Source organism: Pseudarthrobacter phenanthrenivorans, from assembly GCF_036455295.1.
In the GTDB taxonomy this organism is placed as follows: Bacteria; Actinomycetota; Actinomycetes; order Actinomycetales; family Micrococcaceae; genus Arthrobacter; species Arthrobacter phenanthrenivorans_C.
The window spans coordinates 159,266-174,528 of sequence record NZ_JAYXNX010000010.1 but is presented as its reverse complement, the minus strand read 5'-3'; the positions used below and the strand labels follow the sequence as shown (position 1 = coordinate 174,528).

Annotated in this window: 14 protein-coding genes; 12 read left to right on the top strand and 2 right to left on the bottom strand. The window is 68.8% G+C overall.

Going from position 1 to position 15,263, the window contains the following annotated elements:
- Window positions 1-40: 40 nt before the first annotated feature.
- Window positions 41-1,045, bottom strand: a complete 1,005-nt coding sequence (locus VXJ37_RS14640) for a hypothetical protein (RefSeq protein WP_331323758.1) — start codon at window positions 1,043-1,045, stop codon at window positions 41-43.
- A 188-nt stretch (window positions 1,046-1,233) separates the two neighbouring features.
- On the opposite strand from VXJ37_RS14640, the gene ccmD reads away from it, so the two are divergent.
- Complete coding sequence (ccmD, locus tag VXJ37_RS14635; RefSeq protein ID WP_331323757.1) at window positions 1,234-1,923, top strand: heme exporter protein CcmD; 690 nt, start codon at window positions 1,234-1,236, stop codon at window positions 1,921-1,923.
- 57 nt (window positions 1,924-1,980) lie between these two features.
- Here the strand turns inward: ccmD and VXJ37_RS14630 are convergent, their stop codons facing one another.
- Entirely contained in the window at window positions 1,981-3,024 is a 1,044-nt protein-coding gene (locus tag VXJ37_RS14630; RefSeq protein ID WP_331323756.1) for an NAD-dependent epimerase/dehydratase family protein, read from the bottom strand.
- A 147-nt stretch (window positions 3,025-3,171) separates the two neighbouring features.
- On the opposite strand from VXJ37_RS14630, the gene VXJ37_RS14625 reads away from it, so the two are divergent.
- The 11 genes from VXJ37_RS14625 to VXJ37_RS14575 all read left to right on the top strand — a co-directional run bounded on the left by VXJ37_RS14625 (window position 3,172) and on the right by VXJ37_RS14575 (window position 15,244).
- Window positions 3,172-4,128 (top strand): sigma-70 family RNA polymerase sigma factor, encoded by a 957-nt coding sequence (locus tag VXJ37_RS14625; RefSeq protein ID WP_331323755.1) that lies wholly within the window; start codon window positions 3,172-3,174, stop codon window positions 4,126-4,128.
- A 235-nt stretch (window positions 4,129-4,363) separates the two neighbouring features.
- Window positions 4,364-4,900 (top strand): D-glycero-alpha-D-manno-heptose-1,7-bisphosphate 7-phosphatase, encoded by a 537-nt coding sequence (locus tag VXJ37_RS14620; RefSeq protein WP_331323754.1) that lies wholly within the window; start codon window positions 4,364-4,366, stop codon window positions 4,898-4,900.
- On the top strand, window positions 4,900-5,988 hold the full coding sequence (locus tag VXJ37_RS14615) for a glycosyltransferase family 9 protein (RefSeq protein WP_331323753.1): 1,089 nt from the start codon (window positions 4,900-4,902) through the stop codon (window positions 5,986-5,988). Before VXJ37_RS14620 ends, VXJ37_RS14615 begins: the two co-directional genes overlap by 1 nt.
- A complete protein-coding gene (locus tag VXJ37_RS14610) occupies window positions 5,985-7,019 on the top strand; it encodes a glycosyltransferase (RefSeq protein ID WP_331323751.1) in 1,035 nt (344 codons plus the stop codon). Before VXJ37_RS14615 ends, VXJ37_RS14610 begins: the two co-directional genes overlap by 4 nt.
- Window positions 7,016-8,281, top strand: a complete 1,266-nt coding sequence (locus tag VXJ37_RS14605) for a glycosyltransferase (protein WP_331323750.1) — start codon at window positions 7,016-7,018, stop codon at window positions 8,279-8,281. The genes VXJ37_RS14610 and VXJ37_RS14605 overlap by 4 nt, the downstream gene beginning before the upstream one ends.
- Entirely contained in the window at window positions 8,278-9,003 is a 726-nt protein-coding gene (locus tag VXJ37_RS14600) for a D-sedoheptulose-7-phosphate isomerase (RefSeq protein WP_331323749.1), read from the top strand. Before VXJ37_RS14605 ends, VXJ37_RS14600 begins: the two co-directional genes overlap by 4 nt.
- On the top strand, window positions 9,000-10,418 hold the full coding sequence (locus VXJ37_RS14595; RefSeq protein ID WP_331323747.1) for a PfkB family carbohydrate kinase: 1,419 nt from the start codon (window positions 9,000-9,002) through the stop codon (window positions 10,416-10,418). Before VXJ37_RS14600 ends, VXJ37_RS14595 begins: the two co-directional genes overlap by 4 nt.
- 36 nt (window positions 10,419-10,454) lie before the next feature.
- Complete coding sequence (locus tag VXJ37_RS14590) at window positions 10,455-11,165, top strand: SDR family oxidoreductase (RefSeq protein ID WP_331323746.1); 711 nt, start codon at window positions 10,455-10,457, stop codon at window positions 11,163-11,165.
- Between the two features lie 87 nt (window positions 11,166-11,252).
- Entirely contained in the window at window positions 11,253-12,704 is a 1,452-nt protein-coding gene (locus tag VXJ37_RS14585) for an aldehyde dehydrogenase family protein (protein WP_331323745.1), read from the top strand.
- The gene (rfaE2, locus tag VXJ37_RS14580) at window positions 12,701-14,233 is read left to right on the top strand and encodes a D-glycero-beta-D-manno-heptose 1-phosphate adenylyltransferase (RefSeq protein WP_331323744.1); all 1,533 of its coding nucleotides are present in this window, start codon (window positions 12,701-12,703) and stop codon (window positions 14,231-14,233) included. The genes VXJ37_RS14585 and rfaE2 overlap by 4 nt, the downstream gene beginning before the upstream one ends.
- 45 nt (window positions 14,234-14,278) lie before the next feature.
- On the top strand, window positions 14,279-15,244 hold the full coding sequence (locus VXJ37_RS14575) for a spermidine synthase (protein ID WP_331323743.1): 966 nt from the start codon (window positions 14,279-14,281) through the stop codon (window positions 15,242-15,244).
- Window positions 15,245-15,263: the final 19 nt, after the last annotated feature.

Genomic DNA, 15,263 nt, shown 5'->3' with positions numbered 1-15,263 from the left:
TGCGCCGCACTGGGCGGCGGCTCCGGAATCTGGCTACTCATCACAGACCACCCGTCTGGCCGCCCCGGGTGCGGTCCTGGGTAAGGGGATCGTTGCCCATGGGATCGTCGGCAAGGGCGCGGTCGCGCAGCGGGTCGTCGGACAGCTGGTTGCCGGACCACGGTTCTTCAACGAGCTGCGGGCTGTCGAGGCCGCTCGCTGGGCCCGCGGCCTCGGGGTAGCTGCTGCCAGGTGCGCCGCCGTCGTATCCGGCCGTTGTGGTGGCCGGCCCGGGAAGCTGGACGGGCGGTGGGGGAACGGTGCCACCGGCAACGGGGTAGGACTGGTTGTACTGGTCGACGTACTGCGTGCCGGAGTACTGGCCGGACTGGCCGGTGGCGCCGGTGCCTGCGGAAGCGTTGGCGGAAGTCTCCGGGGCGCCTGCGGCGAGGCCGCGGGTGAGGCGGCCTGCCAGGACGCCGGCGCCGGCGGCGAGGAGCAGGAATGTTCCGGGGCGGTTGCGGGCGAAGCGCTGGACTTCATTGAGAAGGTCGCCGGGCTCGCGGTTTTCCAGCCAGGTGGCCATGGAAGAGGTGCGTTCGGCTGCCTGGCGGACCAGGTCGCTGGCTACGCCCTGCTGGTCCGGGGCGGTGGCCATGCTGTGCAGCTGGCTGGAGATGTTGCGGATGCCTTCGGCGGCCTTCTGCTGCTGGGTGCCGGCCTGGGTGGTGAGTCCCGATTTGGCCTGGTGCAGCAGGTCCTGCGCGTTGGCCTTGGCTTCGTAGGCCACGTTCGCGGCCTCGCTCTTGGCCGTTTCGGCGACGCCCTGGGCTGCGGAGGCAGCATGGCCGGCCACGTTCGAAGCCTCATCCTTGGCTACGTCGGTGCGGGACTGGCTGGTCCCGCCCGGCTGGGCGTAACCCGCCTGGCTGTAACCGGCCTGGCTGTCATCGGCAAGGGGAGCTGCGGTTGATGGGAAAGTAGCGGGCTCCCGCTCGCCAGGTATTCCTGTGTGTGCCGGAGGGGCGGTGTAGGCGGGGTCCTCGGGCCATTGGTTCTCTGTCATCTTCGCTCTCTTTCCAAGAAGGCCGGTTGTTGATTCAAGAACCAGCAATACTGGCCGTAAAATGATAAGCATGATTACTAATAAAAGGTAAGTACCCTTGCTAAGCGAGTTATAACCGTTCCAAAAAATGTCAGCCGGAATGGCGATGGGCCTGCCCGGTCACAACGAAGTGGAAAGTGGTGGGAAACGTGGATACAGCTCCATGGGTATGGGTGGTAGTTGCGGTTGTTGTCGTAGTGCTGATCGTGCTGTTGCTCTTGGTTGGCGGAAGGCGCCGTAAGGCGATGCAGGAAAAGCGGGACCAGGAGCACCGGGAGAAGGCTGCCGAGATCCGGCGCGAAGCGCAAAACATGGAAATCGACGCCCGCGAACGGGAAGCAAAGGCCATCCGGGCCCGCGCCGACGCGGAACAGGCACAAGTGGACGCGGCGCGCCTGCGGCAGGAAGCCGAGCAGCGCAGCCAGGAGGCACAGTCTCTGCGCGGTGACGTGGCCAGCCACGCCCGCAAGGCGGATGAACTTGATCCCGACGTGGGAAGGGACGCCGGCCGCGACCGCCGGGAGGGCGATGGCCGCCTGGCCAATGACGGGCATGGCGCTGAGGACCGTCGCGGTCAGGATGCCACAGGTCCCGCGCGCGAAACCGGTGGTCCCGCCGACTACGTGACGGGCCGGGACGCCGAATACGTGCAGGACGACCGTGCCGCCGCCGGGCATGGTTATGGCAGCCACCGCGATACGGCCGCCGATACTCCCTCCGCGGACGCCAATACGGAGCTGACGGAGGCTGAATCGGTACGCAGGCGCGAATCCCGTGCCGCCGATACTCCCGCGGAAAACGACGTGCCGGGTGGGGGGACCCCGCGCACCGGCATCTGAGCGGGATCTGAGATAGGCCGCCCGGCAGAATCGGCCGCAGGCGCTTCCGGCCTGGTGCTAGTGCCGCCGGCGCGGTTTGAGGACGGGGGAAGGACTTACGCCTTCCCCCGTTCCCATGCCGGCCAGGAGTTCCTTGACCGCATCGACGGAAGACACTTTCGGTTCCCATCCAAGGATTCGACCGGCGCGGGAGGTGTCCATGATGGGTGCGCCCGCCGCCATCTCCACCCACCCGGAATCGGTGGGCTGGATACGGGCACGCCATGTCAGGTCCACCACGGCGTGAAGCAGCCGCATGGGAATGGGCAGGATCCTCCTGGCTCCCAGGATGCGGGCCAGTTCCTGCGGGTCCAGGACGGGCTCCGCCGCGATGTTGAATGCCCCGCTGGCCCGCTGGTCCACCGCGCGCCAGTACGCTTCGGCCACATCGTCCGCGTGCACAGCCTGGAAGACCAGGCCGTCCGGAACCGGCAGCAGGGGGATCCGGGGTTTCCGGGGGACGAGCCGCGGGAGTACGCGTCCCAGGAAGTACCTGCCGATTTCGCTGCCCGCCTGAGGCTGGAAGATGAGCCCAGGGCGCAGCCTGGCTACGGCAATGCCTGGTTCCGCGGCTGCAAATCGGTCCAGCAGTTTCTCCTGCTCGGCCTTGTGCCGGCTGTAGTGCGAACCGGCCATGCCCGTGGCCGGCCAGGACTCGTCCCTCCGTTCGTCCTTGCCTGCCTTGCTGTAGGCCCCCACGGACGAGGCGCACACCACCTGCTTCACGCCGGCCGCAGCCGCGGCATCCAGCATGTTCTTCGTGCCGATGACGTTGGTCCGGTGCAGGAGGTCAAGGTTGTGGTTTGGCTGGATCTGCCAAGCCAGGTGGACCACCGCGTCAACCCCTGCCAGCGCCTTTTGCAAAAGCGGCTTGTCCCGCTCCAGGCCGACATCCAGGGTGTGCCATTCCACTCCGGTGTAAGGCTGCCTGGAGGTGTCCGGCAGCCTGCGGCTGATGCCGACCAGCTCCAGGCTGCCCGGTTTCCGGGACAGGTGGCCCTGCAGATTCCTCAGCAGTGCTGTCCCCGCGTTTCCGCTGGCTCCGGTGATGGCGATGCGCATGTCGGGGACTCCTTGCCGGTGGTTCGGTTTTCTCCTGATACTCCGAGCCTATAGCGGAGAAGGATTGTTTTATAAGCAGGCTTATGATTTGCTGCTTCTAAGTCTTGCCGCAGGCTTTCGGAACCAGACCGAGGGAAACCAACACTCATGCCCGAATCCTTTGCCGCATTTGCCGTGGACGCGTCCCCTGTCCGCCGCCAAGAGCCGGAAACGGTCCAACAACAAGCTCCTCCCGCCACCTCAGGACGGTTGCGGGAAACGTTCGAGAACGACCTGGTGCTGCGGTACCTGGACCTTGCCGAGGCCCTCGCTGCACGCTTTGAAGCCCGTGGAAGGGAGCGGGCGGATTTGAACCAGGTGGCCTATCTGGGCCTGGTGAAAGCAGCGCGCGGCTTTGACCAGGCAAAAGGCGAGAGTTTTCCCGCCTATGCCGCTCCCACCATCACGGGCGAACTCAAGAGGTACCTCCGCGACCGGACCTGGGTGGTCCGTCCGCCGCGCCACATCCAGGACCTGAGGACCCGGCTGTTCCGGGCGGAACCGGAGCTGACCCAGTCCTTGGGGCGGAACCCCAGCGTCGCTGAGCTCGCCGACGAACTGGGCACGGATGCGGCTGACGTGCAGGAGGCCATTTCGGCGTCCAGCAGCATGCATCCGGACTCCCTTGACGCCGTGAACCCCAACTCGGACGCACCTTCCATTGGCGAGGTACTGGCCTGCCCCGAGACGCCGCTGGAGCGGCTTGAGGAGCTCGCCTGCCTGCGTGAGGCCATGCAGGACCTCAGCGAAGCAGACCGGGAACTCCTGTACCGCCGCTACTTCTGCGAGGAAACACAGGTCCAATTGGGAAAGCGGCTGGGAATGTCCCAGATGCAGGTATCCCGCCGCCTGGCCAAGGTGCTTGTGGAACTGCAGCGGCGCCTGGAGGAAAGCGCGCAGTTCTGCGGGCCCGCGGAAGCCGGCAACGGAACGTCGCCGCGCATTGGTCGGGCCGACCACATGGGCAGCCATTTGGCGCCCTTCCGGCCGGCCAGGAGTAGCGCGCACCCTGGTACCGCCGGCAACGGCAGCGGCCGCCGCCTGAGCGGCACCCGCGGCAGGTAGCCGCCGGAGTTCGTGGTGCCGCTGGGTGGCTTTGCACGTTTGCGTACGACGGCGGATGCCTGGCAACGTGCGGCAGCCCGCCTGCGGTCAGGGCTGCCGGAGAAGGGCAGAGCAGTAACGGCTGATCTCCGGGTGAACCTATCTTGCCTGTTCAGCGGCCCGCAGAGACGTGGCCGGGCGGCTGAAAAAGCCCGGACCTTGTTTAGGAGCAGCAGCAGGAGGGAACTGGTTGGTTATGGGAAGCTCTGAAACCTCCAAGCTCCGGGCTGTCCTGTTCGACCGGGACGGGACCCTGGTGGAAGATGTGCCGTACAACGGGGACCCCGGCAAAGTGCGGCCGATGACCGGCGCCAAGGCAGTGCTTGACAGCCTTCGGGCGGATGGCATCGCCACCGGCGTGATCAGCAACCAGTCGGGCATCGCCCGGGGGCTGATCACCGCCGAAGATGTGGCAAGAGTCAATGCCCGGGTGGAAGAACTGCTGGGACCGTTTGATGTGTGGGAGGTTTGCCCGCACGCCGAGCACGACGGTTGCGCCTGCCGCAAACCCGCCCCCGGAATGGTGCACAGTGCCTGCCGCAAGCTGGGAATCGACGCATCGGATGCCGCCCTGATCGGAGACATCGGGGCGGATGTGGGGGCCGCCGAAGCAGCAGGTGCCACCGGTGTCCTGGTTCCCACACCCGTAACCCGTGCCGAGGAAGTGGCAGCCGCCCGGCTGGTGGCCCCCGACCTTGCATCCGCCGTCGGACTGCTGCAGGGAACGCCCTGATGGGGCGCGTCCTGGTGGCCCGGCTGGACAGCATGGGCGACGTCCTGCTGGCCGGTCCCGCCGTCCGGGCAGTGGCAAACGGCCGGAGCCAGCACGGCGGCGGCAGCAACCATGTAGTAATGCTGTGCGGCCGCCAAGGTGAAGCCGCCGCAGCCATGCTCCCCGGCGCCGCGGAAGTCTACAGCTGGGACAGCCCCTGGATCATGAACCCTGCGCCCAGAATGACCGGCCCGCACGCCGACCGGCTGATCGAGTACGTCCGCAATTCCAGGATCACGGAAGCCGTCATCCTCACGTCCTTCCACCAGTCGCCGCTGCCGCTGGCGCTGTTGCTCCGGCTGGCCGGCGTGGAGCGCATCACGGGGGCGTCAACGGACTACGCAGGGTCCCTGCTGGACGTTCGGCTTAAGCCGGGTGAGGACTTCCCCGAGGACCAGCCCGAAGCGGAGCGGGCACTCGGCATCGCCGAGGCCGCAGGATTCCGCCTTCCTGCCGGTGACGACGGAAAGCTGCGCGTCAGCTCGGTCCCCGCCGTCACTGACCTGGTCGGCGACGAACCCTACGTCGTGGTCCACCCCGGAGCCGCTGTTCCGGCCAGGGCATGGCCGCCGCTGCACCACGCCGCCGCCGTCGAACTCCTCCAGGGCGCCGGGTACCGCGTAGTGGTGACGGGCGGCCCCGGCGAGGCGTCACTGACAGCCACGGTGGCCGGCCCGTCCGCCATGGACCTGGGCGGACGCACGGACCTTTCCACCATGGCCGGCGTCATGGCAGGTGCCGAGGCCGTGGTCAGCGGCAACACCGGCCCGGCCCACTTGGCGGCCGCGGTGGGAACACCGGTGGCGTGCCTGTTTTCGCCGGTGGTCCCTGCCGTCCGCTGGGCACCCTACGGCGTGCCCCTGGAACTCCTGGGAGACCAGAACGCACCGTGCCGGATGTCCCGTGCCCGCGTGTGTCCAGTCCCCGGCCACCCCTGCCTCGACTCAGTCTCGCCGGAGGACGTTGTGGCGGCGGTGGAACGCCTGATCAGCGGAGTGAGCTCCTTCAGCACACACGTCAGCACCCGTAGAAAGGCCCGCAACAGATGAGAATCCTGCTCTGGCATGTCCACGGTTCCTGGACGGACGCATTCGTCCGCGGCCGCCACGAGTACCTGCTTCCGGTCCTGCCGGAAGGCGGGGCGTGGGGACTGGGCCGCGCCGGCAGGGACTGGCCGGACTCTGTGCGGGAGGTGGACCTGGCGACCCTCGACGCCGACGCCGTGGACGCCGTCGTCCTCCAACGGCCGGAAGAAATCGACGAAGTGGTACGCACCCTGGGCCGGGCGCCCGGGGTGGACCTGCCGGCAGTGTTCGTGGAGCACAACACGCCCAAGGGAAACTTCCCGTACATCACCCACCCACTCGCGGACCAGGACCGCATTCCAGTCGTCCACGTCACCCACTTCAACCGGCTGGCCTGGGACAACGGTTCCGCTCCCACCACCGTGATCGAGCACGGCATCCCCGACCCCGGACAGCTCTACACTGGCGAATCGCCTGAGCTGGGCGTGGTGGTCAACGAGCCAGTCCGCCGGGGCCGGGTCACGGGCACCGACCTGTTGCCTGCCTTCGCCTCCGTGGCGCCCCTGCAGGTGTTCGGCATGAAGACCGAAGGGCTGGCCGAAGCCACTGGCATCGAGGCTTCCCGGCTGGCTTCCCGCGGTGACCTGAAAACGCGGGAGCTCCACCGGGAACTGGCCCGCTGCCGGGCCTACGTCCATCCGATGCGCTGGACCTCGCTGGGGCTCTCGCTCCTGGAGGCCATGCACCTGGGCATGCCGGTGGTGGTGCTCGCAGCCACCGAGGCCCCCCGGGCAGTGCCCCAGGAAGCCGGCATTGTCTCCGCAGACATCGACGAACTGCTCCGCTGTGCGGAACGGCTGGTTGCCAATCCGGAGGAAGCCCGACGGCGGGGAGCCGCCGCACGGGAGGCGGCGCTGGAGCGTTACGGCCTGGGCAGGTTCCAGGACCGCTGGGATGAGCTCCTGGCGGACCTGCGGACCCGGCCCCGGCTTTCCGTCAACGAACGTCCGGCCGAGCGGATCCTCGTGCCGGCGCGGGAGAGGAGGACCGCATGAAAATTGCAATGATTTCCGAACACGCCAGCCCTCTGGCGGCACTGGGCGGGGTGGACGCCGGCGGCCAAAACGTACATGTTGCCGCATTGTCCGAGGCCTTGGCCAAGCGGGGCCACCAGGTCACCGTCTACACCCGCAGGGACGCAACGGAGCTTCCCGAACGGGTCAGGGTGGGGCGCCGCCTCGAAGTGGTCCATGTGGACGCCGGCCCTGCGCGGCACGTGCCCAAGGACGAGCTGCTGCCCTACATGGGTGAACTCGCGGATGGAGTGGCCAAAGACTGGGGGCAGCGGCCACCGGACGTGGTGCACGGCCATTTCTGGATGTCCGGCCTGGCTGCCCTGGATGCCGCCCGCCGCCCTGACACCGGGTACCGCGTACCGATGCTGCAAACGTTCCATGCGCTGGGCACCGTCAAGCGGAGGCACCAGGGCGCCGAGGACACCAGCCCGGAGGAACGCCGCTGGCTGGAACCGGGGGTGGGACGCTCCGCGGACCGGATCATTGCCACCTGCTCGGATGAGGTCTTCGAGCTCAAGGCCATGGGCATCGCCACCGGCAAGATCTCCATTGCGCCGTGCGGCGTGGACCTTGGCTTCTTCTCACCGGACGGACCCGTCGCCGCACGGAAGCGCCGCTACCGCGTCCTGTCCGTGGGCCGGCTGGTGCCACGCAAGGGCGTGGACCTGGTGATCCGCTCGCTCCCGTATCTCAAGGCAGCAGGGCTGGAGGACGTTGAGCTCCTGATCGTGGGCGGCGGGGGAGACTCCAGCTCCATGCATGCCGACCCGGAAATCCGCCGCCTCCTAGACCTCGCCGCCGAACTCGGGGTGTCCGGGCAGGTGACGCTGCAGGGCCAGGTGCCCCGGACGGAAATGCCCGGCATCTTCCGCAGCGCCGACGCCGTGGTGTGCGCGCCGTGGTACGAGCCGTTCGGCATCGTGCCGCTCGAGGCGATGGCCTGCGGCGTCCCCGTGGTGGCCGCGGCGGTGGGCGGGCTCCGGGACACAGTGGTTGACCATGCCACCGGCCTGCACGTGCCGCCCCGGGACCCGGAAGCCATCGCCTCGGCACTGTCGCTGCTGCTGGAGAACCCCGGGCTCAGGGCCAAACTCGGCCAGGCCGGCGAGCGCCGCGCCCGCACCCGCTATTCCTGGGACAGGGTGGCTGCGGAAACGGAAAAAGCCTACCAGCTCGCTGTGGCAGGCCTCCACGCCAGCGCCCCGGCCGGCACCGTACCGATGGAAGGAGCCGCACTGTGACTGCCGAATCGTACCTGCGTGACTCGAACCTGCGCGAAGCAGACCTGCGCACCCTGGTCGTGCCGCCGGCGCTGCCGGCAGTGCTGCCCGGTGCCACCTTCGTCGACCCGGCCAGCGCCGACGCCGTCCGCGCCCACCTGGACAACGTGGTCCCGGCACTGGATTCCCTGCGCAGCCAGTCCGGCCGCCTCGCTGCCTGGGGTGTTGAGCTGGCCCAGCGGCTGCTGCGCGGCCACCGCCTCCTGGCTGCGGGCAACGGCGGTTCAGCCGCGGAGGCGCAGCACCTCACTGCCGAACTGGTGGGCCGGTTCGATACCGAACGCGTCCCGTTCTCCGCCATCTCGCTGCATGCGGAATCATCGGCGGTCACCGCGATTGCCAACGACTACGGGTACGACGACGTCTTCGCCCGCCAGGTGCGCGCGCACGGCCGCTCCGGGGACGTGCTGATGCTGTTGTCCACCAGCGGCAAGAGCCCCAACCTGCTGCGGGCAGCGGAAGCGGCGGGCCGCCTGAACGTCACCACCTGGGCCCTCACCGGCGCCGGACCGAACCCGCTGTCCGAAGCCTGCGACGAGGCTGTGATGGTTGATGCCCTGAACGCCAACGCGCAGGAAGGGCACCTGATCGCCTTGCACGCCGTCTGCCGCGCCTTCGACCTTGAGGTCTCCCGGCACACGCCGTCCCTCTTTCCGGGGCCGCCGGCAGGAGGCCGGCCATGAGGATCGTCGTTGTGGGCGATGTGATGCTCGACGTCGACCTGTCCGGTGAAGCCACCAGGCTCAGCCCGGACGCCCCTGTGCCGGTGGTTGACGTGTCCGCCGTTCGCCGCCGCGCCGGCGGCGCCGGTCTGGTGGCCCGCATGCTGGCGCAGGACGGATGGCCCGTGACTTTGGTGACGGTCCTGGGGGATGACGACGCCGGCAGCCAGTTGCGGAAGCACCTCGCCGGAGTGCGGCTCGTGGCGGGCGCCAGTGGGTATCCATCGCCCGTCAAGACCCGGGTCCGGGCAGGTTCCCACCCCGTGGTGCGCTTTGACCAGGGCTGCGAAAAGACGCCGGTTCCCGAGGTCAGCCCCGCCATGCTCCGTGCCGTGGAGAAAGCCGGTGTGGTCATCGTTGCCGACTACGGCAGGGGACTGGCGGCAAACCCCCAGCTCAGGGATCTGTTAGCCCGGCTGGCCGGCCAGGTGCCCATCATCTGGGACCCGCACCCCTCCGGCCCCGAACCTGTGCCCGGTGTAGCCGTGGTGACGCCGAACATCTCGGAGGCCACCAAGGCCGCTCAGGCCGCAGGCGTTCACCTCCCCGTCGCGGAAGACCCTGCCACCGCCGTAGCCGAAGTCCTGCTGGAGCGCTGGCGCAGCCAGGCCGTGCTGGTGACCAAGGGCGAGGAGGGGGCCGTCCTGCTGCGGACGGGGGATGCCTCTTCCCGCGCCGTTCCAGCGCCGCGGGTTGAAGCGGGCGATCCCTGCGGGGCCGGCGACCGGTTGGCGGCCAGCCTGGCAGTGCACCTGCTGGCCGGCCGCGACCTGCCCGAAGCCGCAGCCCTGGCGGTGCATGATGCCGCCGACTTCCTGGCCTCCGGCGGAGTTTCCGCACTGCCTGAAGCCGGCGTCGATGATGAAAAGGAAAGCCACGGCACTGCAAGGGTACGGACCGCGCCGGGACCAGGCCGGCGCACCACCGAACCGCTGCTGCTGGCCCGCTCAGTACGTGAAAGCGGCGGAAAGGTAGTGGCCACCGGCGGCTGCTTCGACCTGATCCATGCAGGACACATCCGGTCGCTCGCAGCCGCCAGGGAACTGGGGGACTGCCTCATCGTCTGCCTCAACTCCGATGACTCCGTCCGGAGGCTCAAAGGCCCGGAACGTCCCATCATCGGCCAGCACGACAGGGCGGAACTGCTCCTGGCCATGGAATGCGTGGACGCGGTCATGGTCTTCGACGAGGACACCCCCGAAGCCGCGCTGGACCGCCTCCGTCCCGACATCTGGGTCAAGGGCGGCGACTACAAGGGATCCCGCCTGCCCGAGGCGGAGCTGGTGGAAAGCTGGGGCGGCCGCTGCCTCACAGTCCCGTTCCACCCCGCCCGCTCAACCACCGGCCTGGCGGACGCACTCGCCAAGGTCAGCTGAACCACCCGAACTTTGTACCCCATTGAAAGGAACACCATGACTGCAGGAACAACTGCCTCCACCACGCCCGGACGCGTCCTGGTAACGGGAGGTGCCTCCGGACTGGGGGCCGCCGTCGTCGACGCCGTCCTCAAGGCGGGCGGCACCCCGGTGGTCCTGGACCGCGACATCAGCAGCGTCTCCGAAGTGAAGGCGTTCGAAGTGGACGTGGCGGACCGCGCGGCCGTGGAACATGCGGTCCGTGAAGCCGCAGAAACCCTGGGCGGCCTCGATGCCGTGGTCACCGCCGCGGGCATCGACCGCTGCGGCAAGCTCGCCGACGTCGAAGCGGCCGAGTGGGAAAAGGTCATCGGGGTCAACCTGATGGGCACGGTTTCCACCGTGCGCGCGGCCCTGCCCTACCTCAGGGAAACCCACGGCCGCGTGGTCACGGTGGCGTCCACCCTGGGCAAGCGTGCCGTGGCCGATGCCACTGCCTACTGCGCCTCCAAGTTTGGTGTGGTGGGGTTCAGCCACGCACTGGCCGCGGAAACCGGCGGTGATATCGGTGTGACCACCATGATCCCGGGCGGCATGAAGACCCGGTTCTTCGACGACCGCACCGAGCAGTACAAGCCGCAGGATGACTCCCGGCTGAACGACCCCGCGAACACGGCCCAGGCCATCCTGTTCGCCCTCAACCAGCCCACCGGCTGCGAGGTCCGCGAAATGCTGATCTGCCACGAGGAAGAGGGCTCCTGGCCCTAAGCCCTGAAGCGGCCGCACCACCTCGTGGCGCCCGCAGCAGGACCACCAGCACCGACATACCCAGCCCTGAAAGGCGGGAGGAACACCATGCCCACCACAGCCACTGAAACAACCGTTGGCCGCGAGACAGTCGAGGGCGCCGGCATCACCATCCAGGATCCCCGGACCGGTGAAGTGCTCTGGACGGTGCCCGAGGCCGGACCCGATGCAGTGAATGACGCCGTGGCCGTTGCCCGCCGCGCCGCGCCGGCCTGGGCAGCAACAGCGCCGGCGGCGCGGGGCGCCGCGCTCCGCGCCGCCGCCAAGGCGCTTGATGCTGCCACCCCGGAGCTCGCCGGCCTGAACGCCAGCGAAACGGGGCGGCCCGAAAACGAGGCGCTCGCCGGCATCGCCGCCGCCGTTTCCACCCTGGAGCAATACGCCGAGCTGGGCCCCGTGCACCGCGGACACAGCCTCCGCGGAAACCGGCTCGCCGCTGATTACACCGTTGCCGAACCGCGGGGCGTCGCCGTCCTGCTGACCCCATGGAACGACCCCGTAGCCGTTGCCTCTGGGCTGATCGGGGCCGCACTGGTCACCGGCAACACCGTCATCCACAAGCCCAGTGAACGCTGCCCCCGCCTGGGGGAGGCACTGGGCGAGGTCCTGGCCCCGGCGTTCCCCGCTGGCGTCTTCCTGACCGTCTCCGGCGGCGCAGCGGTGGGTGCGGCCCTGTCCGAGGCCGAGGTGGACGTGATCGCCCACGTGGGATCCAGCGCCTCCGGTGCCCGGATTGCCCGCGCAGGCGCGCTCACCGGAGCCCACGTGCTCCGGGAAAACGGCGGCAACGATCCCCTGCTGGTGGACCGCGACGTCGACCCCGCATGGGCTGCCGAGCAGGCAGCCATCGGAGCCTTCAGCAACAGCGGTCAAATCTGCACCTCCGTGGAACGGATCTACGTCCACAAGGACATCGCCGCAGAATTCTCCAAGGCACTGGAAGCCGAGGCAGCGATCCGGAACACCAACGGCATGGTGGCCCCGCTGGTTGATCTTCGGATGCGGGATGCAGTCCACACTCATGTCGCAGACGCCCTGGCGCAGGGCGCCCGCGCGGTTGAGGGTGGTGCCCTGCCGGACGGCCCGGGCTCGTTCTACCCCGCCACCGTCCTGCTCGATTGCACCGAAAGGATGCAGGTCATGACCGAGGAGACGTTCGGCCCGGTTGCCCCGGTGCAGGTGGTGGACACGTTCGACGACGGCCTGCACCTGGCATGCAGCGGCAGGTACGGCCTGGCCGCCACGGTCCTGAGCAGCAACATTGCCCATATCCAGCAGGCGGTGGCCGCGCTGCCGGTGGGAACCGTCAAGGTCAACGCCGTCTTCGGCGGTGCCCCCGGCGGTGCGGCCCAGCCCCGCAGCGAGAGCGGTGCCGGGTTTGGCTACGGACCGGAGCTGCTGGACGAGTTCACCCAGGTCAAGGTGGTGCACATCGAAGCGCCACCGGCGCCGCACGGGGCGGAAACAGGATCCATCGTCGAGGTACAGGACCTGCCATGAGCGGCTCCCCGGATCCCGTCGACCTCTCCACCCAGCGGGCGCTGACCGATTGGCTGCCGGGCCGCCTCGCCGCTGAGCAGCCCTCCATCCTGGTGATCGGCGACGTGATGCTTGACGGCTGGTGGAGCGGCAGCATCGAACGGCTGTGCCGGGAAGCGCCCGCCCCCGTGGTGGACATCCAGGCCCGTGAGTCGGTCCCCGGCGGTGCGGCCAACACCGCCATGAACCTCGCCGCCCTGGGGGCGAAGGTCTCCGTTGCGGGAATCATCGGCTCCGACGATGCCGGCGAGGACCTGCGTGCACAGCTTGGCGGCGCAGGCATCGATGTCCAGCACCTGCACGCGCACCCCGAAATGGTCACCACCACCAAGATCCGGATCAGCAGCGGGGGCCAGGTGATGCTGCGCCTCGACGACTCGGCCCGGGCTGTCCCGTCCGACGCCCTCGAGGCGCTCGCAGCCTCGGTGGGCGCCGCCGTCGAACGCCAGGATGCCATCCTGGTGTGCGACTACGGAACCGGCGTGGTGGCGGAACCCGTCCGCACGGCCCTCGCCCATGTCCTTGCCGCCAGCACCGGGGGAAAGCGCCCGCTGGTGGTGGTTGACGCCCACGACCCCCGTCCGTGGGCCGCCTTGCAGCCGGACCTGGTGACCCCCAACGCGCAGGAAACCGCCCGGCTGCTGGACCGGAAGCTGCCCGAGGGCCAGGAACGGGTGGATGCTGTGGGCGCAGAGTCGGCCGCCCTCCTTCAGGGCACCGGCGCCCGGGCCGTGGTGGTCACCCTGGACCGCGACGGTACCGTGCTGTTGACGCCCGACGGCGTGCGGCACCGGACGTGGGCACGGCCGGCTGCGGAGAAACAGGCGTCCGGGGCGGGCGACACTTTCGTTGCGGCCCTGACGCTGGCCCGCGCGGCCGGGCTGCCGCTGACGGCCAGCCTGGACCTGGCCCAGTCGGCAGCCGACGTGGTGGTCCACCAGCCGGGCACCTCAGTGTGCAGCACTGCGCAGCTCAGCCGGTACCTGGAAGCATTCGCCGATACTGCGCTGAGTGAAGAGGAACTGGAGCGGCAGATGGAGCTGCACCGGGCCCAGGGGCAGCGGATCGTGCTGACCAACGGCTGTTTCGACGTGCTGCACAGCGGCCACACCCGCTACCTCAACCAGGCCAAGCAGCTCGGCGACATCCTGGTGGTTGCGCTGAACAGCGACGACTCCGTGCGCCGGCTCAAAGGCGCGGGCCGCCCCATCAACAACGTGGTGGACCGGGCAGCGGTAGTGGCGGCGCTGAGCTGCGTGGACTACGTGACGGTCTTCGATACCCCCACGGCCGCGCCGCTGATCCGCCGGCTCCGGCCCGAGGTGTACGCCAAGGGCGGGGACTACACACCCAACATGCTGGCCGAAACGCCCGCCGTTGAGGAGTACGGCGGCCGGGTGGCCATCCTGGACTACGTGGCTGAACGGTCCACCACCGCAGTGGTGAAGCGCATCCGCGACGGCGAGGGAGCGGCCAGCCCGGTGAACTAGGCCGGTCAATTAGGGTTTAAGCATGACTGAAGCGGGGCACGGGTAATGGGCAAACGCGGAAGGTCAGCAAACCGGGCCGCCCGGTTGGTGCCCGGCGTGGTGGAAATACCGAGGGGCGCTGCGGTAAGTGGTCCCGTAGAGGGCGTGTACTACATCGATACCGGGGACTGCGAGCTGATCGCCGACCAGGACAATTCCACTGGCTGGCTCCTGAAAATCAACGGGGTCATGAGCTCGCACATCGACCTCGCCGATCCGCTGTTCCTGGACTTCGAGTACATGCGGTGGATGGCGGCGCTCATCGAGTCCCGCTGGCCGCCGTCGGACGTTTCCGCCGGGAAGCCGGGCGCCCACAAGCTCCGCGGGCTGCACCTGGGCGGCGGAGCCTGCTCCATGGCCCGGTACTTCGCCGCCGCCTACCCGGATGCCCGGCAGGTGGTGGTGGAACTGGACGGGAAACTCGCCGAATACGTCCGCGGCTGGTTCGACCTCCCCAAGGCGCCCCTGCTCCGCATCCGCGTGGGTGAGGCACGGGCCGTAACGGAAACGCTCACCGCCCAGACCAGGGACTTCATCATCCGCGACGTCTTCGCCGGGGCCCATACCCCGCGCCCGCTCACCACTGCCGAGTTCACGGCCCACGCCAAGCGGGTGCTCGCACCTGGCGGCCTGTACGTGGTGAACTCCGGGGACGCCCCGGACCTGAAAAACGCACGGGAGGATGCCGCCACCATCGCGGCCGCCTTCGAGCACACGGTGATCATCGCCGACCCCGCCATGCTCAAGGGGCGGCGGTACGGAAACATGGTGATGGCCGGCAGCGACGTGCCCATCGAGGACGATCCGCAGCTGCGCCGCCGCCTGTTGGGCGGCGCGGTCCCCGCCCATCTTTGGGACGATGCGCAGGTGCGGGCCTTCGCGGCCGGTGCACCCGTCCGCCACGACCCTCCCCACCCGCACCCTAACCTCGCAAGCTCGGCCAGGGAACCCGGCGGGCGTGGGCCCACGTAGTTATCGTTTTCAGCCTCCA

What these genes read in the sequence shown, in the direction of transcription:
- VXJ37_RS14585 (WP_331323745.1), top strand. Translation starts at nt 11,253, where the DNA reads ATGCCCACCACAGCCACTGAAACAACCGTTGGCCGCGAGACAGTCGAG.
- VXJ37_RS14625 (WP_331323755.1), top strand. Translation starts at nt 3,172, where the DNA reads ATGCCCGAATCCTTTGCCGCATTTGCCGTGGACGCGTCCCCTGTCCGC.
- VXJ37_RS14595 (WP_331323747.1), top strand. Translation starts at nt 9,000, where the DNA reads ATGAGGATCGTCGTTGTGGGCGATGTGATGCTCGACGTCGACCTGTCC.
- rfaE2 (WP_331323744.1), top strand. Translation starts at nt 12,701, where the DNA reads ATGAGCGGCTCCCCGGATCCCGTCGACCTCTCCACCCAGCGGGCGCTG.
- VXJ37_RS14575 (WP_331323743.1), top strand. Translation starts at nt 14,279, where the DNA reads ATGGGCAAACGCGGAAGGTCAGCAAACCGGGCCGCCCGGTTGGTGCCC.
- VXJ37_RS14605 (WP_331323750.1), top strand. Translation starts at nt 7,016, where the DNA reads ATGAAAATTGCAATGATTTCCGAACACGCCAGCCCTCTGGCGGCACTG.
- VXJ37_RS14630 (WP_331323756.1), bottom strand. Translation starts at nt 3,024, where the DNA reads ATGCGCATCGCCATCACCGGAGCCAGCGGAAACGCGGGGACAGCACTG.
- VXJ37_RS14620 (WP_331323754.1), top strand. Translation starts at nt 4,364, where the DNA reads ATGGGAAGCTCTGAAACCTCCAAGCTCCGGGCTGTCCTGTTCGACCGG.
- VXJ37_RS14610 (WP_331323751.1), top strand. Translation starts at nt 5,985, where the DNA reads ATGAGAATCCTGCTCTGGCATGTCCACGGTTCCTGGACGGACGCATTC.
- VXJ37_RS14590 (WP_331323746.1), top strand. Translation starts at nt 10,455, where the DNA reads ATGACTGCAGGAACAACTGCCTCCACCACGCCCGGACGCGTCCTGGTA.
- VXJ37_RS14640 (WP_331323758.1), bottom strand. Translation starts at nt 1,045, where the DNA reads ATGACAGAGAACCAATGGCCCGAGGACCCCGCCTACACCGCCCCTCCG.
- VXJ37_RS14615 (WP_331323753.1), top strand. Translation starts at nt 4,900, where the DNA reads ATGGGGCGCGTCCTGGTGGCCCGGCTGGACAGCATGGGCGACGTCCTG.